We start from the raw sequence: 20,836 nt of genomic DNA on the forward strand, positions 1-20,836 counted from the left end.
ACCCTGCTGCCCCGCTCCACGAGATCGTCAAACAGGTGCCTGGTGGGGGGCGTGTGCGGGCGGCGGCACACTGGTCGTCGTGACCCGCTCGCTGACCCTGATGGCCGTGCACGCCCACCCCGACGACGAGGCCACGTCGACCGGCGGCGTGCTGGCGAAGTACGCCGCCGAGGGCGTGACCACCGTGCTGGTGACCTGCACGAACGGTGCGCTGGGCGACAGCGGGACGGTCAAGCCGGGGGAGGAGGGGCACAGCACCGAGGAGGTGGTGGCCCTCCGGGAGGCCGAGCTGGCCGCCAGCGTCGAGGTCCTCGGCATCACGCACGCCCACCAGCTGGGGTACCTGGACTCCGGGATGATGGGCTGGGAGTCCAACGACGCCCCGGGCTCGTTCTGGACCACCCCGGTGGACGAGGCGGCGGCCCGGCTGGCCGAGCTGATCGAGCAGCACCGGCCCGACGTCGTCGTCACCTACGACGAGAACGGCTTCTACGGCCACCCCGACCACATCCAGGCCCACCGCATCACGCTGGCGGCCCTGGAGCTGACCGGCTCCCCGGCCAAGCTCTACTTCTCGACCATCCGGCGCAGCTCGTTCGCCCGGTTCGGCGAGCTGGTGCGCGAGGCCGGGGTGGAGTTCCCCGAGCCCGAGGGCGACCAGCCGGTGTGGGGCGTCGAGGACGACGAGGTCGGCGCCGAGGTGGACGCCACCGCCTTCGCCGGGCACAAGCGCGACTCGCTGGCCGCCCACGCCAGCCAGGCGGAGAACATCGTGTTCCTGAAGTTCCCGGTCGAGACGTTCGCCGCGCTCATGGGCACCGAGGCCTTCGTGCGGGTCCGACCGCCCCGCGCCGTCGGCGACCCGGTCGAGGACGACCTCTTCGCCGGGCTCCGCTAGCCGCAGCTGCGGCGGGCACCGGTTGCTCGTTCCGCATCTGCGTGTCTAAGGTGCGCCTGTGACCGCCACCTACCGGATCGCCGAGGCGGCCGAGCTGCTCGGCGTCAGCGACGACACCGTGCGCCGCTGGATCGACAGCGACCGGCTGACGGCCCACCGGGGCGGCAGTGGTCCCGCGCAGGTCGACGGCACCGACCTCGCCCGGGTGGCCGCCGCCCTGCACGAGGCGCCCGAGCCCGGCCTCACCCGCTCCTCCAGCGCCCGCAACCGGCTGACCGGCATCGTCACCCGGGTCGTCCGGGACACCGTCATGGCGCAGGTCGAGATCCAGTGCGGGCCCTACCGGATGGTCTCGCTGATGAGCCGCGAGGCCGCCGACGAGCTCGGCCTGGAGACCGGTGTCCGCGCCGTCGCCACCGTGAAGGCGACGCAGGTCAGCGTCGACGTCCCCTGATCCCCTCACCGTCGAGAGAGGTCCCACCGTGCGACTGCGTGCCCCCCTGGTCCTGGCCACCGCCGGACTGCTGAGCCTGACCGCCTGCGGCGGCTCGTCGTCCTCCGACGCCGCTGCCGGGTCGACGGCGGGAACGGAGGACGCCGGGCTCAGCGGCACGCTCACCGTGTTCGCCGCGGCCTCGCTCACCGACGTGTTCACCGACCTCGGTGACCAGCTGATGGCCGACAACCCCGACCTGACGGTCGAGTTCAACTTCGCCGGCAGCTCGGCGCTGGCCACCCAGATCGGCCAGGGCGCCCCGGCCGACGTGTTCGCCAGCGCCAACCAGACCCAGATGACCGTGGTCACCGACGCCGGCCTCGCCGAGGGCGACCCCACGGTGTTCACCGAGAACGTGCTGGAGATCGCCGTCCCCGAGGGCAACCCCGCCGACGTCTCCGGCATCGACGACTTCGGCGACCCCGACCTGACGCTCGCGGTCTGCGCCCCCGACGTGCCCTGCGGCGCCGCCGCCGAGCAGGTGTTCGAGGCCGCCGGGGTCACCGCACAGCCCGACACCCTCGAGGAGGACGTGCGGGCCGCGCTGACCAAGGTCGAGCTGGGCGAGGTCGACGCCGCGCTGGTCTACGCCTCCGACGTGCAGTCGGCCGGGGACAGCGTCGAGGGCATCACGTTCCCGGAGGCCGAGGACGCGGTCAACGAGTACCCGATCGCCACCCTCGCCGCGGCACCGAACCCCGAGGCGGCCCGGGCGTTCCTCGACCTGGTGGAGTCCGACGCCGGCCAGCAGGCGCTCACCGACGCCGGCTTCCGCAGCCCCGGCGCCTGAGCCTGAGCAGCACCACCGCCCCGCCCCGGCGCCGACGACGGCCCCGGGGCACCGGCGTGCCCGCGCCGCTCCTGGTGCCGGCGCTGCTCGGGGTCCTCTTCCTCGTCCTGCCGCTGGTCGGCCTGGTCGTCCGGGCGCCCTGGTCGCAGCTGCTCAGCTCGCTGGCCGAGCCGCAGATCGGCCAGGCGCTCCGGCTCTCGCTGGTGTCGGCGACGCTGGCGACCCTGCTCTCGCTGGTGCTCGGCGTCCCGCTGGCCTGGGTGCTGGCCCGCTCCACGATCCGCGGCCGCTCGGTGCTGCGGGCGCTGGTCACGGTGCCGCTGGTGCTCCCGCCGGTGGTCGGCGGCGTCGCGCTGTTCCTGGTGCTGGGCCGGCAGGGCATGGTCGGGCGCTGGCTCTTCGAGACCTTCGACTACACGATCCCGTTCACCACCACGGCCGTCGTCATCGCCGAGACCTTCGTGGCCATGCCGTTCCTGGTGATCAGCGTCGAGGGCGCACTGCGGGCCGCCGACGCCCGCTTCGAGGACGCCGCGGCCACGCTGGGCGCCGACCGGTGGACGACGTTCCGCCGGGTCACCCTGCCGCTGGTGCTGCCCGGGGTCGCCGCCGGTGCGGTGCTCTGCTGGGCGCGGGCCCTGGGGGAGTTCGGCGCCACGATCACCTTCGCCGGCAACTTCCCGGGGACGACGCAGACCATGCCGCTGGCGGTCTACCTGGCCCTGCAGAGCGACCCGGAGGCCGCGATCGTGCTGTCCCTGGTGCTGCTGGGGGTCTCGCTGGCCACCCTGCTGCTGCTGCGCGACCGGTGGCTGGGCCGCTCGGGGACCCCGGCGGCATGAGCCTGCGCGCGCACGTCGTCGTCCGGCGGGGGGCCCTGCTGGTCGACGTCGACCTGACCGTCGCCGACGGCGAGGTGCTGGCCGTGCTGGGGCCCAACGGCGCGGGCAAGTCCACCGTGCTGCGGGTGCTGGCGGGGCTGCTGGCCCCCGACGGCGGGCGGGTGGCGATCGACGTCCCCGGTGGTGAGCTGGTCTGGGACGACGACACCCGGCACGTGCCCGCCCACGAGCGGCCCCTGGGCATGGTCTTCCAGGACCACCTGCTCTTCCCGCACCTGAGCGTCACCGACAACGTCGCCTTCGGGCTGCGCACCCGCGGCGTGCGCAAGGCCCGGTCCCGGGCGACGGCGCAGGAGTGGCTGGCCCGGGTCGGGCTGAAGGGGTTCGGCGACCGGCGGCCCACCCAGCTCTCGGGCGGGCAGGCCCAGCGGGCGGCCCTGGCCCGGGCGCTGGTGGGGGAGCCCCGGCTGCTGCTGCTCGACGAGCCGTTGAGCGCGCTGGACGCCCGCACCCGGCTGACCGTGCGGGCCGAGCTGCGCCGGCACTTGGCCGCGTTCGGCGGCTGCACCGTGCTGGTCAGCCACGACCCGGTGGACGCGATGGCACTGGCCGACCGGGTGGTGGTCGTCGAGGACGGCGTGGTGGTGCAGGAGGGCAGCCCCACCGAGGTCGCCCGGATGCCGCGCACCGACTACGTGGCCCGGCTGGTCGGGCTGTCGCTGCTGCCCGGCACGGCGGTGGGGACGACGGTCGACCTCGAGGGTGGGGGCCGGGTCGCCACCGGCGAGGCCGCGGACGGGCCGGTGTTCGTCGCCGTCCGCCCGGAGACGGTGTCGCTGTACCTGGCCCGCCCCGAGGGCAGCCCGCGCAACGTGTGGCCGGCGACGCTGGTCGCCGCCACCCCGCACGGCTCCACGGTGCGCTGCGACCTGGACGGCGAGGTGCCGCTGACCGCCGACGTCACCGCCACCGCGTTCGCGGAGATGGGGCTGGTGCCCGGGGCCGCGCTCTGGGCGTCGGTGAAGGCCTCGGAGGTGGCGGTCTACCCGCGCTGAGCGGGGCCGAGCTCCTCGGTGACGACCTCGTGGGCGACCTGCGCCTGCACCTGCGCGGTGCCCGCCACCCACCCGGTCACCAGCCGGACCCGCTCGACCGGGACCGCTCGGGTGCTGACCACCGGCTCGTCCACGTGCAGGGTCACCCAGTCGCCGGCCTGCTCGGCCGGCCGCGGGCCGACCGGGGCTCCCTGCGCGTCGACGTACTCGACCCGGGCGTGCTGGCGGGTGATCGTCACCGGCACCAGCACCTCCTCGGTGGTGGTCTCCACCCGCAGCCGCGCGCGGGCGTAGGGCACGACCTCGGTGGTCCCGGTGAGCCGCTCCTCGGAGCGGACGATCTCGGTCGGTTCGACGGTCACGGGGACTCCGGTCGGCAGCAGGTGTGGCCGGGCCGGTGAGCACGACACCCGGTCCCTGCCCACCGCGCCGGGGGTCCGACACGCGACCCGCCGACGCCCGGTCCCCGAGGGGCGTGCGGCGGGCGACCGGGGGAGGGTGGGGCGACACCGGTCCGCAGCGTCGCGGCCGGGGACGAGGAGACACCGTGACCACGTTCTTCACCGACTCCCAGCGCGGGTGGCAGGACCACTTCGAGTCCCGCCCGCTGGCCGACCGGCTCGAGGCCGCGATCGTCGCCGACACCCTCGACGAGGGGTCCGCGGCGTTCATCGCCTCCCGGGACTTCTTCTTCCTGTCCACCGTCGACGGCGAGGGCCGCCCGACGGTCTCCTACAAGGGCGGGCCGCAGGGCGTGGTGGCCGTGCTCGACGAGCGCACGCTGGCCTTCCCGCACTACGACGGCAACGGCATGTTCCTGTCGATGGGCAACGCCAGCGAGACCGGCCGGATCGGGCTGCTGTTCATCGACCTGGAGACCCCGAACCGGGTGCGCGTGCAGGCCACCGCCAGCGTCAGCGCCGACGACGAGCTGCTCGCCCGCTGGCCCGGCGCCTCGCTGGTCACCCGGGCCACGGTGGACGAGGTCTTCCCCAACTGCGGCCGCTACGTGCACGTGCACGAGCGGGTCCGGGCCAGCGAGTACGTGCCCGACGACGAGGGGCAGGCGCCGCGGCCCTCGTGGAAGCGCCTGGACGTCGTGCAGGACGTGCTGCCCGACGCGGGCCGGACCGCCGACGAGGGCGGCACCATCACCTTCGAGGAGTACGTGGGCAAGGTGCAGACCGGCACCTCCTGAGAGGCTTGCGGTCGTGTCCGTCGCCGCGCTGGTCCTGGCCGCCGGGGGCGGCCGTCGCTACGGGATGCCCAAGGCGCTCGTCGAGCACGAGGGGTCGCTGTTCGTCGAGCGCGCGGTGCGGACGGCGCGTGCGGCCTGCGACCCGGTGCTCGTCGTGCTCGGCGCCTCGATGCTCGAGGTGTGGCAGCGGGCCGACCTCGACGGCGCCACCGTGGTCGGCAACCGCGACTGGGAGTCGGGGATGGCGTCCTCGCTGCGCACCGGGATCCAGGGGCTGCAGGCGCTGGGCAGCGGGATCGACGCGGTCCTGGTGCTGCTGGTCGACGTCCCCGGCATGACCGCCGAGGCGCTGCACCGGCTGGCCGGGCACGCCGCCCCGGGTGCACTCGTCGTCCCCACCTACGACGGCGTGCGGGGGCACCCGGTGCTGCTGGGCCGGGACCACTGGGCCGGGGTGGCCGAGGCAGCGACCGGCGACGAGGGCGCGCGCAGCTACCTGGCCGCGCACGCCGCCGAGGTGGTCGAGGTCGACTGCACCGGGCTCGCCGACCCCACCGACTGGGACACCCCGCCGGGTAGCGTCGAACCGTGAGCCAGCCTGGGGTCCTGCCTGCCATCGCCGTGATCTCCGAGAAGCCCCTGAGCGTCGCCGCGCACGAGGACGCCGTCGCGCACCCGGCGGCCGGGGCGACCGTCTCCTTCGCCGGCGTGGTCCGCGACCACGACGGTGGCAAGACCGTCACCGAGCTGGAGTACGTCGGGCACCCCACCGCGCAGGCACTGATCGAGGAGATCGCCGCGGAGTTCGCCGCCCGGCCCGAGGTGCACGGCGTCGCGGTCAGCCACCGGGTGGGCCTGCTCGGCATCGGCGACGTCGCGCTGGCCTGCGCGGTGTCCACCAGCCACCGGGGTCAGGCGTTCACCGCCTGCGCCGAGCTGGTCGACGAGGTCAAGGCCCGGCTGCCGATCTGGAAGCGCCAGGTGTTCGGCGACGGCGCCGAGGAGTGGGTGGCCTGCCCCTGAGCAGGTGACGTCGCGGTCACGACCGGGGGTGGCTGCTTGCCGCGGACGGGTCCGGTGTGGCACAACGGGGCACCGGTGGACGACGACAGGGAGCAGCTGACCGTGGAGGGCGCGGAGCAGGTCGTCGAGGGCATGCCCGTGGGCTTCCTCGCCCTGGACGCGGACTGGACGATCACCCAGGTCAACGCCGCCGCCGAACACGCGGTGAGCCGCCCCCGCGAGGAGCTGCTCGGGCGGGACTACTGGGAGGCCTTCCCGGACAACCGGCACAACGCCTTCGGCGAGACCTACGAGCGGGTCCGGGCCACCGGGGTCAGCGAGGCCGTCGAGGCCTGGTACCCCGAGCCGCTGGAGACCTGGTTCGAGGTCCGCGCCGTCCCCGCCGGACCGGGGCTGCACCTGTTCTTCACCGAGGTCAGCGACCGGCGCCGGGCGCAGGAGCGGCTGGCCGTGCTCGCCCGGGTCAGCAGCGAGCTCGCCGGTTCCCCGGACCCGGTGCAGTCGATGGCCCGCCTGCCCCGGTTGCTGGTGCCGGCCCTGGCCGACTGGGCCGTGGTCACCGTGATCGAGGACGACGGCCGCCCGCACGACGTGGGCAGCTGGCACGCCGACGCCCGGCTGCGCGGGGTGCTCGCCCGGTACGTGCAGCTGCGGCTGGGGGCGCTGCCCGCCGACACCCCGCTGATCCGGGCGCTGGGCACCCAGGAGCCGGTCACCACCACCCACGCCGAGATCGCCGGGTCACTGCCCCCGGGCGAGGCCCGGGACCTGCAGGCCCAGCTCGCCGACGGGAGCGGGGTCTACCTGCCGCTGCTGGGCCGCGGCCGGACCCTGGGGGTCATCACGCTGTGGTGCGAGCACGGGCGGCCGCTGGTCGGGGACGAGCTGGCCACCGCCCGCGAGGTCGCCGACCGGATCGGGCTGGCGCTGGACAACGGCCGGCTCTACCGGCAGCAGGCCCAGCTGGCCGAGGAGCTGCAGCGCAGCATGCTCACCCAGCCGGTCCAGCCCGAGCACGCCGAGGTCGCCGTCCGGTACATCCCGGCGGTCGAGGCCGCCCGGGTGGGTGGTGACTGGTACGACGCCTTCCGCCAGCCCGACGGGGCGATGACCCTGGTGATCGGGGACGTGGTCGGCCACGACACCGCCGCGGCGGCCGCGATGGGCCAGCTGCGCGGGCTGCTCCGCGGGGTGGCCGCCTACTCCGGTGCCGGGCCGGCCGAGGTGCTGCGCGGGCTGGACGCGGCCATGGCCCTGCTGGACCTGCAGGTGCTCGCCACCGCCGCCGTCGCCCGCCTGGAGCCGCCCGCGGCCGACGGCACGGCCCGGCTGGTCTGGGCGAACGCCGGGCACCTCGAGCCGGTGGTGCTGCGGCCCGACGGCACCCTGCTGGACGCCCGTGGCTGGGACGGCGACCTGCTGCTCGGCGTGGACAGCACCACCGGCCGCCGCGAGCACACCGTCGACCTGGAGCCCGGTTCCACGGTGCTGCTGTTCACCGACGGGCTGGTGGAGCGGCGCAGCGAGGACCTCGACGCCGGCCTCGAGCGGCTGCGCACCCTGGTGGGGACCCTCGCCACCCGGCCGCTCACCGAGCTGTGCGACGAGCTCGTCGAACAGCTCGTGCACGGCCGGCCGGAGGACGACGTGGCGCTGGTCGCCGTCCGGCTGGCCTGACCACCCGCGCTCAGTGCGGGACGGTGCCGTCGGTGAACGTGGTGGAGCCGGCGGCGCGCAGCTCGACGTCGTCCAGCCGCTCCCGCAGCCGGTCGGCCACCTCGGCGTCGCCCGCCGGGCCGGCGGTGGTGAGCCTCTCGGCGCCCGCGACGGTCGGGGCGTCGAGCACCGCGTCGACCAGCCGGGTGCGGGTCCCCGCCGGGAGCTGACCGGCCTCCACGTGCAGGGCGGCGACGGCGGCGTGCTCGTCACCGACCACGTCGGCGGAGGCGAGCAGCCGACCGCCCTCGGTGACCTCGACGTGCTGGACGTCCTCGGGTGCGGTCATGACCTGCTCCTCGGTGCTGGGGGACACGGGGGCGGCGCGACGCTGCACCGGCGCCAGGGTCCCGCCCGGTCGACCCGGACGGCAACCCGGCACCGGCGCGTCGCGCGCGACTCCCGGGGGGCGCTCAGCGGGCGCCGGCGAGCCCGTCGTCGTCGGGGTGCCGGCGCTCGGCGGCCTCGCGGGCCTCCAACGCCTCCTCCTCGGCCTCGCCCTCCAGTCGGCGGGCCTCGCCGGCCGCCTCCGCCGCGGCGTCGCCGTGCGACTCCCCGTAGACCTCGGTCGCCCTGCCCAGCAGCTCCTCGGCCTTGGCCTTCGCCCTGTCGAACACGCTCATGTCCGTTCCTCCCTGGTCATCTGTGCACACTGTCCCGGATCTCGCCCACGAGCTCCTCGAGGATGTCCTCCAGGGCCACGACACCGACCACGACGCCGTCGTCGAGCACCGCGGCCAGCTGCGCCCGGTCGGCCTGCATGGTCTGCAGCGTGCTCCGCAGGTCCGCGGCGGCGTCCACCCGCGGGAGCGGGCGGGTGATGTCGGCGACCTGCACGTCGGGCTCGCCATCGGCGACCAGCACGTCCTTGACGTGCACGTAGCCGCTCAGCTCGCCGTCGGTGACCACCGGGAAGCGGGAGAACCCGGTGACCGCCGCGACCCGCTCGACGGCGAGGGCGTCGTCGGTGGGGGAGAGCACGGTGAGCTCGGCGCGCGGGATGAGCACGGTGCGCGTCTCCCGGTCCTCCAGGGTCAGCGCGCCGGTGAGCAGGTCGTGGTCGGCGGCGTCGAGCAGCCCGCCGGCCCGCGACTCGTCCAGCAGCCCGGCGACCTCGTCGCGGGTGAAGGAGCTGGTCACCTCGTCCTTGGGGTCGACCTTCAGCAGCCGGAGCACGGCGTTGGCCAGCGCGTTCATCGTCCAGATCACCGGCTTGAGCACGGTGACGACGGCGGCCAGCGGCGGGGCCAGCAGCAGCGCGGCCTTGTCCGGGCCGGCCAGGGCCAGGTTCTTCGGCACCATCTCGCCGATCACCACGTGCAGGGCGACGACGACGGTCAGCGCGATCACGAAGGAGATCGGGTAGACCGCGCCCTCGGGGACCCCGACGGCGTCGAAGACCGGCTCGAGCAGGTGCGCCACGGCCGGCTCGCCGATCGCGCCCAGGCCCAGCGAGCACACGGTGATGCCCAGCTGCGCGCCGGCCATCATCATCGACACCCGCTCCATGGCGTGCAGCGTGGTGCGGGCCCGGCGGCTGCCGGCCTCGGCCATCGGCTCGATGGAGGAGCGGCGCGCGGAGATCAGCGCGAACTCCGCGCCGACGAAGAACGCGTTGGCACCCAGCAGCACGACGGCGACGAGCACGCCGATCCAGTCGCTCACGCCGGCACCCCGCTCTGCTCGTCGTCGTTCGCCGCGTCGACCTCGGGGAGGAGCTCGCCGACCACGGCCCGCTCCACCCGGGTGCCGTCGACGACGGTCACCTCGACCCAGACGCCACCGGGGTGGCCCTCGGCCTCCTCGGCGAGCTCGGGCGGGAGCTGGCGAAGCGCCTCCACCCGGTCGCCGACCTCGGGGATGCGACCCAGGTGGTGGAGCACGAGCCCGCCGATCGTGTCGTAGTGCCGGTCGCCGGGGACGGTGAGACCGGTGGCCGCGGCCACCTCGTCGGGACGCAGCAGGCCCGACACCGACCAGGTGCCGTCGCCGCGGTCGTCGACGTCGGAGTCGTCGGCGTCGTCGTCGTGCTCGTCGGTGAGGTCACCGACGAGCTCCTCCACCAGGTCCTCGATGGTGACCACGCCGTCGGTGCCGCCGTACTCGTCGACCACCACGGCCATCTGCAGCGAGCCCCGCCGGAGGTCGACCAGCAGGTCGTCGAGCTGGCGGGAGGTGGGCACGAAGAGCGCCTCGACCATCACGTCGGCCACGGACACCCCGGTGCGGCGGTCGCGGGGGACCGACAGCGCGTGTTTCACGTGGACCAACCCGATGACGTCGTCCACGCCGTCGGCGGACAGCACCGGGAAGCGGGAGTGCCCGGAGTCCCGGGCGGTGGCCAGCACGACGGCGACCGGGTCGTCGCCGCGGACGGAGGACATCTGCACCCGTCGGGTGGCGACGTCGCTGGCCCGCAGCTCGCCGAAGGCCAGTCCGCGCTCGAGTAGGGCGGCGGTCTCCGCGCCCAGCGTGCCGGTGGTGCCCGAGCGGCGGACCAGGGAGGTGAGCTCCTCGGGGGAGCGGGCCGAGGCCAGCTCCTCCTGGGGCTCGACCGTGAAGAGCCGGCGCAGGATCGCGTTGGCCCAGCCGTTGAGCAGCCGGATGACCAGCGCGGTGCCCCGGGTGAAGCCGCGCTGGAAGCCCGAGACGGCCTTGGCCACCTCGAAGGGCTTGGCGATCGCGAGGTTCTTGGGTACCAGTTCGCCGAACACCATCGTCAGCACGGTGGCCAGCACCAGCGCCAGGGTGATCGACACCGAGCGGGCGGCCCCACCGGAGAGCCCGACCGACTCCAGTGGCCCGGCGAGCAGGGCCGCGATCGAGGGCTCGGCGACGAAGCCGATCGCCAGGTTGGTGACGGTGATGCCGAGCTGGGCGCCGGAGAGCTGGGTGGACAGCGTGCGCATGGCGGCCAGCACGCCGTCGGCCCCGCGCTCGCCGTCGGCGGCCCGGCGCTCGACGGTCGACCGGTCGACGGTGACCAGGGCGAACTCGAAGGCGACGAAGGTGGCGCAGGCCGCGATCAGCAGGATCCCGACGAGGACCAGCAGCCACTCGATCACGGCTGGACCCCCACGGGGGGACGGGCAGGTGTCTCGGGTAGGTGAGGCAGCGAGCTCACGAGCGGGGTGGATCAGCCTCCGGCGAAGGGGGGCAGCACGTCGACGACTGCCCCGGGTCCCAGCCTCAACGCGCGGTCCCGCGTGGACGTTCCATCCACGAGGAACGAGCAGGCGGTCAGCACCCGCTCGAGCTTCTCGCCGTGCTGGTCGACGATCTGACCGACCAGCTCGTCGAGGGAGCCGGCGTCCCGGGTCTCGGTGTCCACGCCGACCGCGGCGCGGGCGCCGGCGAAGTACCGCACGGTCACGGCCATCTCAGCCGCCGATCGCGGACATCGGCCGGGAGGGCTGCAGGAAGGACGGGTCGTCGATGCCGTGCCCGGGCAGCTTGGTGAGGGTGGCGATCCGCCAGCGGTCGGCCAGCTCCTGGTCGGTCGCGCCGTCCCGCATCGCGGTGCGCAGGTCGGACTCCTCGCGGGCGAACAGGCAGTTGCGGATCTGGCCGTCGGCGGTGAGCCGGGTGCGGTCGCAGGCCCCGCAGAAGCTGCGGGTGACCGAGGCGATGACGCCGACGGTGAGGTCGGTGCCGTCGACCAGCCAGCGCTCGGCCGGGGCGGCACCGCGCTCCTGGACGTCGGGCACCAGCGTGTGCCTGGCGGTGAGCTTGGCCAGGATGTCCTCGGCGGTCACCATCTCGCTGCGGGTCCACGCGTGGTGGGCGTCCAGCGGCATCTGCTCGATGAAGCGCAGCTCGTAGCCGTGCTCCAGGCAGTACTCCAGCAGGGGGACGGCGTCGTCCTCGTTGATCCCCTTGAGCAGCACGGTGTTGACCTTGACCGGGGTGAGCCCGGCGTCCTTGGCGGCCTTCAGCCCGGCCAGCACGTCGGGCAGCCGGTCGCGGAAGGTGAGCTCCTTGAACCGGGCGCGGTCCAGGGTGTCCAGGCTGACGTTGAGGCGGTCGAGACCGGCCGCGGCCAGCGCCGGTGCCATCCGGGAGAGCCCGACGGCGTTGGTGGTCAGGCTGACCTCGGGGCGGGGGAGCAGTGCGGTGGTGGCCGCGACGATGCCGGGCAGACCCGGGCGCAGCAGCGGCTCGCCGCCGGTGAACCGGACCTCCTCGATGCCCAGGTGCTCCACGCCGATGCGCACCAGCCGGACGACCTCGTCGTCGGTGAGCTGCTCGATCTTGGGCAGCCAGTCCAGGCCCTCGGGGGGCATGCAGTAGCTGCAGCGCAGGTTGCAGCGGTCGGTGAGGGAGACCCGCAGGTCGGTCGCCGTCCGGCCGTGCCGGTCGACCAGACCGCCGGTTCCGGGGGCGCCGAGCACCGGGTCGGGCACGCGGACCTGGGGGTCGGGCAGCGGGCTCGGCGTCGTCACCCGCCCGACTGTAGAGCGGCCTCCGTCACCGGCACCGGGCACTGTGGGCGCCGTCACCACGGGTTCCGCAGGTGCGGACGTGCTGGCGCGGGGGAGCCGCACCGGCGGGTTGCGGAGGGTTGCACCCTCAGTGGGTCAGGGTCAGCTTGAGGACGACGGCGAGCAGGGCGACCGCGGAGGCCGTGACCCCGACGAGCACCGCGCGGCCCAGCGGGACGTCGGCCTGCAGCCGCCGGTAGACCAGGCCCACCCCGGCGATGCGGACGACACCGACGGCCGAGGCCAGCGACTGCCCGACCAGCTCCGACGGCCAGCCCAGCGCGGTGCCCAGCAGCAGCGCGGCCGGGAGCACGCCCGAGCTCAGGATCGGGGTCGCGTCCCGCAGCGCCTGCGCGACCCGGCGCCGGTCGCCCCCGGTGAACAGCGCGCCGATCGAGTGCGCCAGCACGTGCGCCACGTAGGTGGACAGCACGGTGCCCACGACGAGCACCACCGCCGTCCCGGAGTCGACCGTCGCCGGGGAGGTGCCGACGACGGCGGCCAGCACCAGCACGTTGCCGTAGACGTAGGCGGCCACCCGGCTCTCCGCGCGGTGCGGGTCGACGTCGTCGCGGCGGCGGGTGAGGGGACGCAACACGGTCGACGTGGCCACGCGGGCATCCTGCCCCGCCCCCTACGATCGGGCTGCCACCCGGGAGTCCGGCAAGCCCCCTTGTCTCCGCCTGTGGCCAGGAAGTCGAGATCGATCCCGTGCTCAACCCGTTCTCCCCGTACGCCCGCATCTTCACCGTCCCCGGCTCGAGGGCCTTCTCCTTCGCCGGCTGGCTCGCCCGGGTGCCGATGTCCACCGTCGGCCTGGGCTCGGTGCTCCTCGTCGCCGGCGAGACCGGCAGCTACGGCCTGGCCGGTGCCGTGGCCGGCACGCTGTCGCTGGCCTTCGCCGTCGGCAGCCCGCAGTGGGCCCGCGGCATGGACCGGCTCGGCCAGGGCCGGGTGCTGGTCTGGGCGTCGATCGCCTACCTGGTCCTCGGGCTCTCCTTCGCCGCCGCCGTCGTGTTCGACGCCCCGCGCTGGTCCTGGTTCGTGCTCGCCGCCCTCGCCGGGGCGTGCGGGGCCAACGTGGGTGCCGCCGTCCGGGCCCGCTGGTCCCACGCCCTGGACGACGCCGACGACCGGCAGACCGCGTTCGCCTTCGAGTCCGTCGTCGACGAGGTCGTCTTCGTCGTCGGACCGCCCTCGATCACCTTCCTGGCCGCGCTGGTGGCCCCGCCGGCCGGTTTCGTGGTCGGGCTGCTGGTGGGGGTGTCCGGGGCGTTCTGGCTGGCCCGCCAGGAGGCCACCCAGCCCCCGGTCGCCGAGACCGCGCCCGGCGAGCGCCGCTCCCGCACGTCGGTGCTCAGCCCGACCCTGGTCGTCGTCGCCACCGCCTACCTCGCGGTGGGCACCGTGTTCGGCGCGATGGACGTCGTGGTCGTCGGGTTCGCCGAGGTGCAGGGCGCCCCGGTGCTGGCCGGTGTGGCGCTCGCCGCCTACGCCGGGGGCAGCCTGGTCTCCGGGCTGGCCTACGGCGTGGTCCGGCTGCCCGGCACGCTGGTCACCCGGTTCGTGGCGTGTGCGGTCTTCTTCGGCGTGGCCGCGCAGGGTCTGCTGCTGGTCGGTTCCCTGCCCTGGCTGGTGGCCGCGGCGTTCCTCGCCGGGCTGGCCATCGCCCCGGTGCTGGTCGCCGGGATGTCGCTGGTGGAGAGCCGGGTCGACCGCCGGGCGCTCAACGAGGGCCTGACCTGGACGTCGACCGGACTCACCCTCGGCGTCACCGGCGGCGCGGCGCTGGCCGGTGCCGCGGTGGACGCCTGGGGCGCCCAGGACGCCTTCCTCGTGCCGGCCCTGGGCGCCGCTGCCGCGGGGGTGCTGGCCCTGGTGGGCGCGGTCGTGCTGCGACGTCCCGACCGCGAGCGCGTGGCGGCCTGAGAGGGTCGGGCACGTGCCTCTCACCCTCCGCGAGCTGACCGCCGACGAGCTGCCCGCCTCCTGGGCGCTGGGCCGGATGGCCTTCGGCGGCCCCGCCGAGGCGCCGGCCCGGGCGCTGCGGGTGGTGCCCGGGATGACCCGGCTGGGCGCCTTCGACGAGCGCGGCACGCTGGTCGGCAAGGTCGTCGACGTCGCCCACGAGCAGTGGTGGGGCGGCCGGCGGGTGGTCGCCGCGGACGTCAGCGGGGTCGCCGTCCGGCCCGAGACCCGCGGCGGCGGGGTGGCCCGGCAGCTGCTCACCGAGCTGCTGGTGCGCGCCCGGGAGCGGGGCGCCGCGGTCAGCGCGCTCTACCCGACCGTGTCGGCGGTCTACCGGTCCCTGGGCTGGGAGGTCGCCGGGTCCCTCGGTGCCACCGAGCTGGACACCGCCGCCCTGCCGCGCACCCGGGCCGTCGACGGGCTGACCGTGCGGCCGGGGGAGCCCGACGAGCTGCCGCTGGTCACCGAGCTGTACGAGCGGGTCGCCCGGCAGCGGCAGGGGCTGCTCACCCGCCGCGGCGGGCACTTCGACGAGGCCCCGGACACCCCTCTTCCCGAGGGCGTCGACGCGCTGTCCCTGGTGTTCGACGGCGACCTGCTGGTCGGCGCGCTCGTGTTCGGCCGGGGCACCGGGTACGGCGTCGAGTCCAAGCTCGACGTGCACCACCTGCTGGCCACCACCCCGGACGCCGCCCGTGCCCTGGTCGGCGTGCTCGCCGGCTGGACCACGGTGACGCGCGCGGTGCGGGTCCCGCTGCTGGCCGGTGACGTGTTCTCCACGGTGCTGCCGCTGGAGCGGGCGTCGGCCGGCTCGGCGACGGCGTGGATGCACCGCCCGGTCGACGTCGTCCGCGCCGTGGCCGACCGGGGCTGGCCGGCGCACGTGACCGGTCGCGTCTCCTTCCGGCTGCGGGACGACGTCGCCCCCTGGAACGCGGGGGACTGGGAGCTCGAGGTCGCCGACGGGGCGGCCACCCTCCGGCGTGCCGCGACCGAACCCGACCTGTGGCTCGACGTGCGGGGCTTCGCCGTCCTGTACTGCGCGGCGACCGGGGGACGGGCGCTGGGCCAGACCGGGCTGGCCGGCGGCAGCGGCGACCCGGCCGCCCTCGACCTGCTCGCCTGCGGACCCCGCGCCGAGCTGCTCGACTACTTCTGACCGGTTGAGCGCTGCACGACCGGGTAGTGCGAGAGGGAGCGGCCGCGCCTGTGGCGTCGTGCCCCACCCGCATCCGCACCACCACGAGGAGGAGACCCATGGCCATCCCCATGATCACCCTGAACAACGGCGTCGAGATCCCCCAGCTGGGCTTCGGCACCTACCAGATCGAACCCGAGAACACCCGTGAGGCCGTGAAGACCGCCCTCGAGGTCGGCTACCGGCACATCGACACCGCCGAGATGTACGGCAACGAGAAGGAGGTCGGCGAGGGCTTCCGCGACTCCGGTCTCTCCCGCGACGACGTCTTCATCACCTCGAAGCTGAACAACGGCTTCCACGCCGAGGCCGACGTGGCGAAGGCGATCGACCAGACCCTGGCCGACCTGCAGATGGACCGGGTCGACCTGTTCCTCATCCACTGGCCGCTGCCGGGCATCGACATCGACTTCGTCGAGACCTGGAAGGGCATGGAGCAGCTCTACCGCGACGGCAAGGCCCGCGCGATCGGCGTCTCGAACTTCCAGAGCAACCACCTCAACAAGCTGCGCGACCAGGCCGACGTCACCCCGGCGGTCAACCAGATCGAGGTGCACCCCTACCTGTCCCAGGAGGAGCTGCGCGGCTACAACGCCGAGCGCGGCATCCTGACCGAGGCCTGGTCGCCCATCGCCCAGGGCAGGGTCCTCGACGACCCGGCGATCGTCCGCGTCGCCGAGCGCGTGCACCGCACCCCCGCGCAGGTCACCCTCCGCTGGGCGATCCAGCGCGGCGACATCGTGTTCCCGAAGTCGGTCACCCGCAGCCGCGTCGAGGAGAACTTCGCGCTCTTCGACTTCGAGCTGTCCCAGGACGACATGACCTCGATCTCCGCGCTCAACCGGGACGAGCGGACCGGCCCCGACCCGGACACGTTCAACATGATCCCGAGCTGATCACCGGCGGCCGCGGCCGCCACGCACGACACGGAGCCCGTCCCCGACCAGGGGGCGGGCTCTCGTGCGTCCGGGTCAGTCCGTGGTGACGAAGTCGATGAGCTCCTCGACGCGGCCGATCAGGGCCGGCTCGAGGTCGGTCCAGGTCTGTACGCGGGCGAGGATGCGCTGGGCCCAGACGTAGCCGGTGTCGTCCTCCCAGCCCAGCCGCCGGCAGACCCCGCCCTTCCAGTCCTCCCCCCTCGGGACGGTCGGCCAGGCGCGGATGCCGACGACCGAGGGCTTGACCGCCTCCCAGACGTCGATGAACGGGTGGCCCACGACGAGGGCGTGCGCGCCGGTGACCTGGGCGGCGATCCGGGTCTCCTTGGAGCCGGTGACCAGGTGGTCCACCAGCACCCCGAGTCGGCGACCCGACGAGGGGCGGAACTCCTTCACGATGCCGGGCAGGTCGTCCACGCCGTGCAGCGGCTCGACCACCACGCCCTCGATGCGCAGGTCGTGGCCCCAGACCTTCTCCACCAGTTCGGCGTCGTGCTTGCCCTCCACGTAGATCCGGCCCTCGCGGGCCACCCGGGCCCGGGCGCCGGCGACGTAGGTCGACCCCGAGGCGCTGCGGGCCGACCCGGCGGCGGCCGGGTTCTTCGGGCGCACCAGCACCACCGGGCGTCCCTCCACCCAGAACCCCGGGCCGAGCGGGTAGCCCTTCACCCGGCCGAAGCGGTCCTCGAGGTGGACGACGTCCTTCTCGCAGCGGACCACGGCACCGACGAACCCCGAGCTGGGGTCCTCGACCACCAGGTCCTTCTCCGCCTCCACCTGGGGGAGCGGCTTCTTCTGGGTGCGCGGGTGCACGAGCGAGTCGTACGGGGAGCGAGGAGGCACCGACCGAGTCTCCGCAGCCGGCGCAGGGAGCCGGCGGAACGACACGCCCGGACGGTGTTTGGGAAACGTGGACCGGAACCGGCCGTTTCCACCTCCCGGCTCGTCGGGCAGTGGTGGAGAGAGCTTGCACGACACCCCCCACGCACCGACACGAGGAGCTCCACTGTGATCGACACCAACAGCATCGACCAGGTCATCGGCAGCGACGTCTACGACGCCGACGGCGACAAGATCGGTACCGCGTCCGAGGTCTTCCTCGACGACCAGAGCGGCAACCCCGAGTGGGTCACCGTCAAGACCGGCCTCTTCGGCACGAAGTCCACCTTCGTCCCGCTGCGTGACGCCGACCTCGCCGACGGTGGCGTCCGCGTCCCGGTGAGCAAGGCCGCCGTCAAGGACGCCCCCAAGGTCGACGCCGACCAGCACCTCTCCCCCGAGGAGGAGCAGGAGCTGTACCGCCACTACGGCTTCGCCGACAACAACACCTCGTCGAACACGACGACGACCACCACGGACACCACCCGCGTGGGCAACGACCTCGACGACCGTGGCACCCGCACCGACGGCGGCACCGCCCGCCTCGGTGACGACCTCGACGACCGCGGCCAGCACGCCGCCCGGTCCACCGAGGACCACGACAGCACCCTCACCGGCACCCGCAACGACGCCGGCACCGTGGGTCGCGACACCTCCGGCCCGATCACCGACGACGCGATGACCCGCTCCGAGGAGCGGCTGTCCGTCGGCACCGAGGCCGTGGAGACCGGCCGGGCGCGACTGCGCAAGCACGTCGTCACCGAGAACGTCACCCGCACCGTCCCGGTCACGCACGAGGAGGTCCGGGTCGAGCGCGAGCCGATCACCGACGCCAACCGCGACTCCGCCCTCTCCGGTGGCAACCTCACCGAGGAGGAGCACGAGGTGACGCTGCACGCCGAGCGTCCCGTCGTGGAGAAGGAGACCGTGCCGGTCGAGCGGGTCCGCCTGGGCACCGAGACCGTCACCGAGGAGCAGCGCGTGCAGGCCGACGTCGCGCACGAGGAGATCGAGCAGGTGCAGGACGGCGTCGACACGACCCGCGGCACCGACGGTCGCGGCACCACCCGCTGACCCAGCACCCCCCGAACGCCAGCACCACCAGCACGCCCGCGCAGCCCGTCCCGGTCCGACCGGGGCGGGCTGCGCTGCGTCGCGGGCGCGTAGCGTCGTCGGTCCAGCCGCAGGCGCACGCCACCTCGGACCGAGCTCCGCAACCGACCGCCGGTCCGCCGGTGGCGAGGAGTCACCATGGCCGGCAAGAACAAGGGCGGTCGCGAGACCAAGAAGCCCAAGGTCGAGAAGGCGAAGACCAATGCCTCCCAGCCCAGCCTCAAGGGCGCCGTCGACGCGATCAAGCAGAAGGCCCGCTGACCCGGGTCACCCCAGCGTGCGGGCCAGCTCCTGCACGCGGGCGACGGCGGCCTCCCGCTGGGCGGTCGCCGTCGCCTGCAGGTCGGCCATCGCCGGCACCCGCCCGGCCAGGGTCAGCTCCAGGGTGACCACCTCGACGGTCATCCCGAAGGACTGGCTGAGCACCAGCGCCAGCGGCGGCACCGTGTGGTCCATGCCCGCGGTCGGGCTTCCCGGCGCGTAGCCCGCGCCCCGGCTGGAGACCACCACGGCGGTGCGCCCGGCCAGCGGCTGGTCGGTGAGCTCACCGAAGGGCACCGTCGTCCCGAGCACGTGCACGTGGTCGACCCACGCCTTGAGCGTGGAGGGCAGCGACCAGTTGTACATCGGCGCGCCGACCAGCACGACGTCGGCGGCCAGCAGCTCGGCCAGCAGCTCGCGCTGCACCACGTCGTCCACCTCGGCACCGGTCTCGGCCGGGGTGCGCAGGGCCGGGGCCCAGTGCAGGGCTGCGTCGGGCAGGTGTGGCGGCGGGTCGGCCTGCAGGTCGCGGTGGGTGACCGTGTGGTCGGCGCCCAGACCGCGCCACGCCTCGGCGAAGGCCGCGGTGACCGGGCGTGAGGACGACGTGCGCGGGTCGACCGAGGCGTCGAGGTGCAGCAGGTGGGGCACGGGGCGCTCCTTCTCATCGGCCCCGGGGCGGACCGGATCCGCCCGGGGGTGGTGGCACTGAGTGTCACAGGGCATCCTGAGACGCACAGCACAGTGCGGCACCGTGGCCGCCCGAGGAGGACACCCCATGGCCAACCAGTGGTTCGAGACCGTCGCCGAGGCGCAGCGTCGCGCCAAGAAGCGACTCCCCAAGTCCGTCTACGGGGCCCTGATCGCGGGTTCCGAGCGCGGCAACACGATCGAGGACAACACCCGCGCCTACTCCGAGCTGGGCTTCGCCCCGCACGTGGCCGGGCTGCAGGGCGAGCGCGACCTCACCACCACCGTGATGGGCCAGCCCCTGTCGATGCCGGTGATGATCTCCCCGACCGGCGTGCAGGCCGTGCACCCCGACGGCGAGGTCGCCGTCGCCCGGGCCGCCGCCGCCCGCGGCATCACGATGGGTCTGAGCTCGTTCGCCTCCAAGAGCGTGGAGGAGGTCGCCGCGGCCAGCCCGCAGACCTTCTTCCAGATGTACTGGGTCGGCTCCCGCGACGTGCTGGTGCAGCGGATGGAGCGGGCCCGCGCGGCCGGCTGCGTCGGGCTGATCATGACCCTGGACTGGTCGTTCTCCAACGGCCGCGACTGGGGCTCCCCGGCGATCCCGGAGAAGGTGAACCTCAAGGCGGCGCTGCAGTTCGGCCCCGAGGTCGCACTGCGCCCGCAGTGGCTCTACACCTGGCTCAAGACCGGGGCCATCCCCGACCTGACCACCCCGAACCTGGCCCCGGCCGGCGGCGGCCCCGCGCCCACGTTCTTCGGTGCCTACGGCGAGTGGATGGGCACCCCCCTCCCGACCTGGGAGGACGTCCAGTGGCTGCGCGAGCAGTGGGGCGGGCCGTTCATGCTCAAGGGCGTCATGCGGGTCGACGACGCGCACCGTGCCGTGGACGCCGGCGTCACCGCCATCTCCGTCTCCAACCACGGCGGCAACAACCTCGACGGCACCCCGGCCTCGATCCGCGCTCTGCCCGCGATCGCCAAGGCCGTCGGCGACCAGGTCGAGGTGGTCACCGACGGTGGCATCCGCCGTGGCTCCGACGTCGTCAAGGCCCTGGCGCTGGGTGCCAAGGCCGCGATGATCGGCCGGGGCTACCTGTGGGGGCTGGCCGCCAACGGGCAGGCCGGCGTGGAGAACGTGCTGGACATCCTGCGCAGCGGCATCGACTCGGCCGTGCTGGGCCTGGGCCACCGCGACGTGAAGGACCTGCGCCCCGAGGACGTCGTCGTCCCGGCGAACTGGCCGCGGGTGCTGGGCACCGCGGACCAGAAGCACGTGGTCTGAGCGAC

25 protein-coding genes are annotated in these 20,836 nt (G+C 74.3%); 15 read left to right on the forward strand and 10 right to left on the reverse strand.

The annotated features are described in order from the left end of the window. Nucleotides 1–79: 79 nt before the first annotated feature. The 5 genes from ASG36_RS10180 to ASG36_RS10200 are packed head-to-tail and all read left to right on the forward strand — an operon-like array spanning nucleotide 80 to nucleotide 4,081. Nucleotides 80–898 carry a PIG-L family deacetylase gene (locus tag ASG36_RS10180; protein WP_200944428.1) on the forward strand — a complete coding sequence of 273 codons (819 nt, stop codon included), beginning with the start codon at nucleotides 80–82 and terminating at the stop codon, nucleotides 896–898. Between the two features lie 58 nt (nucleotides 899–956). After that, nucleotides 957–1,352 carry a molybdopterin-binding protein gene (locus ASG36_RS10185; RefSeq protein WP_055763445.1) on the forward strand — a complete coding sequence of 132 codons (396 nt, stop codon included), beginning with the start codon at nucleotides 957–959 and terminating at the stop codon, nucleotides 1,350–1,352. A gap of 28 nt (nucleotides 1,353–1,380) precedes the next feature. After that, nucleotides 1,381–2,184 (forward strand): molybdate ABC transporter substrate-binding protein, encoded by an 804-nt coding sequence (modA, locus tag ASG36_RS10190; RefSeq protein ID WP_055763447.1) that lies wholly within the window; start codon nucleotides 1,381–1,383, stop codon nucleotides 2,182–2,184. 56 nt (nucleotides 2,185–2,240) lie between these two features. Further along, nucleotides 2,241–3,026 carry a molybdate ABC transporter permease subunit gene (gene modB / locus ASG36_RS10195; protein WP_055763449.1) on the forward strand — a complete coding sequence of 262 codons (786 nt, stop codon included), beginning with the start codon at nucleotides 2,241–2,243 and terminating at the stop codon, nucleotides 3,024–3,026. Beyond that, nucleotides 3,023–4,081: an ABC transporter ATP-binding protein gene (locus ASG36_RS10200; protein WP_055764915.1), complete on the forward strand. Its 1,059-nt coding sequence runs from the start codon at nucleotides 3,023–3,025 to the stop codon at nucleotides 4,079–4,081. The genes modB and ASG36_RS10200 overlap by 4 nt, the downstream gene beginning before the upstream one ends. On the opposite strand, the gene ASG36_RS10205 is transcribed toward ASG36_RS10200, so the two are convergent. After that, entirely contained in the window at nucleotides 4,069–4,443 is a 375-nt protein-coding gene (locus ASG36_RS10205) for a DUF2382 domain-containing protein (RefSeq protein ID WP_055763452.1), read from the reverse strand. The genes ASG36_RS10200 and ASG36_RS10205 overlap by 13 nt on opposite strands. Before the next feature lie 185 nt (nucleotides 4,444–4,628). Between ASG36_RS10205 and ASG36_RS10210 the strand changes: the two genes are divergently transcribed. The 4 genes from ASG36_RS10210 (at nucleotide 4,629) to ASG36_RS10225 (ending at nucleotide 7,979) form a co-directional block, all read left to right on the forward strand. After that, nucleotides 4,629–5,279, forward strand: coding sequence for a pyridoxamine 5'-phosphate oxidase family protein (locus ASG36_RS10210; RefSeq protein ID WP_055763454.1), 651 nt, complete (start codon nucleotides 4,629–4,631; stop codon nucleotides 5,277–5,279). Between the two features lie 13 nt (nucleotides 5,280–5,292). Beyond that, nucleotides 5,293–5,871, forward strand: a complete 579-nt coding sequence (locus tag ASG36_RS10215; protein WP_055763456.1) for an NTP transferase domain-containing protein — start codon at nucleotides 5,293–5,295, stop codon at nucleotides 5,869–5,871. Next, on the forward strand, nucleotides 5,868–6,302 hold the full coding sequence (locus ASG36_RS10220) for a molybdenum cofactor biosynthesis protein MoaE (protein WP_235494826.1): 435 nt from the start codon (nucleotides 5,868–5,870) through the stop codon (nucleotides 6,300–6,302). The genes ASG36_RS10215 and ASG36_RS10220 overlap by 4 nt, the downstream gene beginning before the upstream one ends. 75 nt (nucleotides 6,303–6,377) lie before the next feature. Then, on the forward strand, nucleotides 6,378–7,979 hold the full coding sequence (locus ASG36_RS10225; protein WP_235494828.1) for a SpoIIE family protein phosphatase: 1,602 nt from the start codon (nucleotides 6,378–6,380) through the stop codon (nucleotides 7,977–7,979). Nucleotides 7,980–7,989: 10 nt separating this feature from the next. On the opposite strand, the gene ASG36_RS10230 is transcribed toward ASG36_RS10225, so the two are convergent. The 7 genes from ASG36_RS10230 to ASG36_RS10260 all read right to left on the reverse strand — a co-directional run bounded on the left by ASG36_RS10230 (nucleotide 7,990) and on the right by ASG36_RS10260 (nucleotide 13,112). After that, nucleotides 7,990–8,307 (reverse strand): hypothetical protein, encoded by a 318-nt coding sequence (locus ASG36_RS10230; protein ID WP_157498755.1) that lies wholly within the window; start codon nucleotides 8,305–8,307, stop codon nucleotides 7,990–7,992. Nucleotides 8,308–8,431: 124 nt separating this feature from the next. Next, the gene (locus ASG36_RS10235) at nucleotides 8,432–8,641 is read right to left on the reverse strand and encodes a hypothetical protein (protein ID WP_055763462.1); all 210 of its coding nucleotides are present in this window, start codon (nucleotides 8,639–8,641) and stop codon (nucleotides 8,432–8,434) included. Nucleotides 8,642–8,657: 16 nt separating this feature from the next. Continuing rightward, nucleotides 8,658–9,683: a hemolysin family protein gene (locus tag ASG36_RS10240; RefSeq protein WP_055763464.1), complete on the reverse strand. Its 1,026-nt coding sequence runs from the start codon at nucleotides 9,681–9,683 to the stop codon at nucleotides 8,658–8,660. Further along, nucleotides 9,680–11,083, reverse strand: coding sequence for a hemolysin family protein (locus ASG36_RS10245; protein WP_055763466.1), 1,404 nt, complete (start codon nucleotides 11,081–11,083; stop codon nucleotides 9,680–9,682). The genes ASG36_RS10240 and ASG36_RS10245 overlap by 4 nt, the downstream gene beginning before the upstream one ends. 71 nt (nucleotides 11,084–11,154) lie before the next feature. After that, a complete protein-coding gene (locus ASG36_RS10250) occupies nucleotides 11,155–11,397 on the reverse strand; it encodes a MoaD/ThiS family protein (RefSeq protein WP_055763468.1) in 243 nt (80 codons plus the stop codon). Between the two features lies 1 nt (nucleotide 11,398). Beyond that, nucleotides 11,399–12,460, reverse strand: a complete 1,062-nt coding sequence (gene moaA / locus ASG36_RS10255; RefSeq protein ID WP_200944429.1) for a GTP 3',8-cyclase MoaA — start codon at nucleotides 12,458–12,460, stop codon at nucleotides 11,399–11,401. A 127-nt stretch (nucleotides 12,461–12,587) separates the two neighbouring features. Beyond that, the gene (locus ASG36_RS10260; RefSeq protein WP_055763469.1) at nucleotides 12,588–13,112 is read right to left on the reverse strand and encodes a hypothetical protein; all 525 of its coding nucleotides are present in this window, start codon (nucleotides 13,110–13,112) and stop codon (nucleotides 12,588–12,590) included. A 98-nt stretch (nucleotides 13,113–13,210) separates the two neighbouring features. On the opposite strand from ASG36_RS10260, the gene ASG36_RS10265 reads away from it, so the two are divergent. The 3 genes from ASG36_RS10265 to ASG36_RS10275 all read left to right on the forward strand — a co-directional run bounded on the left by ASG36_RS10265 (nucleotide 13,211) and on the right by ASG36_RS10275 (nucleotide 16,561). After that, nucleotides 13,211–14,428: an MFS transporter gene (locus ASG36_RS10265; RefSeq protein ID WP_055763471.1), complete on the forward strand. Its 1,218-nt coding sequence runs from the start codon at nucleotides 13,211–13,213 to the stop codon at nucleotides 14,426–14,428. A gap of 13 nt (nucleotides 14,429–14,441) precedes the next feature. Further along, nucleotides 14,442–15,626: an enhanced intracellular survival protein Eis gene (gene eis / locus ASG36_RS10270; protein WP_082523001.1), complete on the forward strand. Its 1,185-nt coding sequence runs from the start codon at nucleotides 14,442–14,444 to the stop codon at nucleotides 15,624–15,626. Nucleotides 15,627–15,724: 98 nt separating this feature from the next. Continuing rightward, nucleotides 15,725–16,561 carry an aldo/keto reductase gene (locus tag ASG36_RS10275; protein WP_055763473.1) on the forward strand — a complete coding sequence of 279 codons (837 nt, stop codon included), beginning with the start codon at nucleotides 15,725–15,727 and terminating at the stop codon, nucleotides 16,559–16,561. 75 nt (nucleotides 16,562–16,636) lie between these two features. Here the strand turns inward: ASG36_RS10275 and ASG36_RS10280 are convergent, their stop codons facing one another. Beyond that, nucleotides 16,637–17,446: a DUF3097 domain-containing protein gene (locus ASG36_RS10280; RefSeq protein ID WP_055763476.1), complete on the reverse strand. Its 810-nt coding sequence runs from the start codon at nucleotides 17,444–17,446 to the stop codon at nucleotides 16,637–16,639. Between the two features lie 165 nt (nucleotides 17,447–17,611). Between ASG36_RS10280 and ASG36_RS10285 the strand changes: the two genes are divergently transcribed. Together ASG36_RS10285 and ASG36_RS22900 are read left to right on the forward strand one after the other, a co-directional pair. After that, entirely contained in the window at nucleotides 17,612–18,556 is a 945-nt protein-coding gene (locus ASG36_RS10285; protein ID WP_055763477.1) for a DUF2382 domain-containing protein, read from the forward strand. 177 nt (nucleotides 18,557–18,733) lie between these two features. Further along, nucleotides 18,734–18,856, forward strand: coding sequence for a hypothetical protein (locus ASG36_RS22900; protein ID WP_255354625.1), 123 nt, complete (start codon nucleotides 18,734–18,736; stop codon nucleotides 18,854–18,856). Nucleotides 18,857–18,862: 6 nt separating this feature from the next. Here ASG36_RS22900 and ASG36_RS10290 read toward each other — a convergent pair whose 3' ends face one another. Continuing rightward, nucleotides 18,863–19,507, reverse strand: a complete 645-nt coding sequence (locus ASG36_RS10290) for an FMN-dependent NADH-azoreductase (RefSeq protein ID WP_055763479.1) — start codon at nucleotides 19,505–19,507, stop codon at nucleotides 18,863–18,865. A gap of 127 nt (nucleotides 19,508–19,634) precedes the next feature. Between ASG36_RS10290 and mftD the strand changes: the two genes are divergently transcribed. Continuing rightward, on the forward strand, nucleotides 19,635–20,831 hold the full coding sequence (mftD, locus tag ASG36_RS10295; protein ID WP_055763481.1) for a pre-mycofactocin synthase MftD: 1,197 nt from the start codon (nucleotides 19,635–19,637) through the stop codon (nucleotides 20,829–20,831). Nucleotides 20,832–20,836: the final 5 nt, after the last annotated feature.

It is taken from the genome of Geodermatophilus sp. Leaf369, from assembly GCF_001424455.1.
Taxonomy (GTDB): Bacteria; Actinomycetota; Actinomycetes; order Mycobacteriales; family Geodermatophilaceae; genus Klenkia.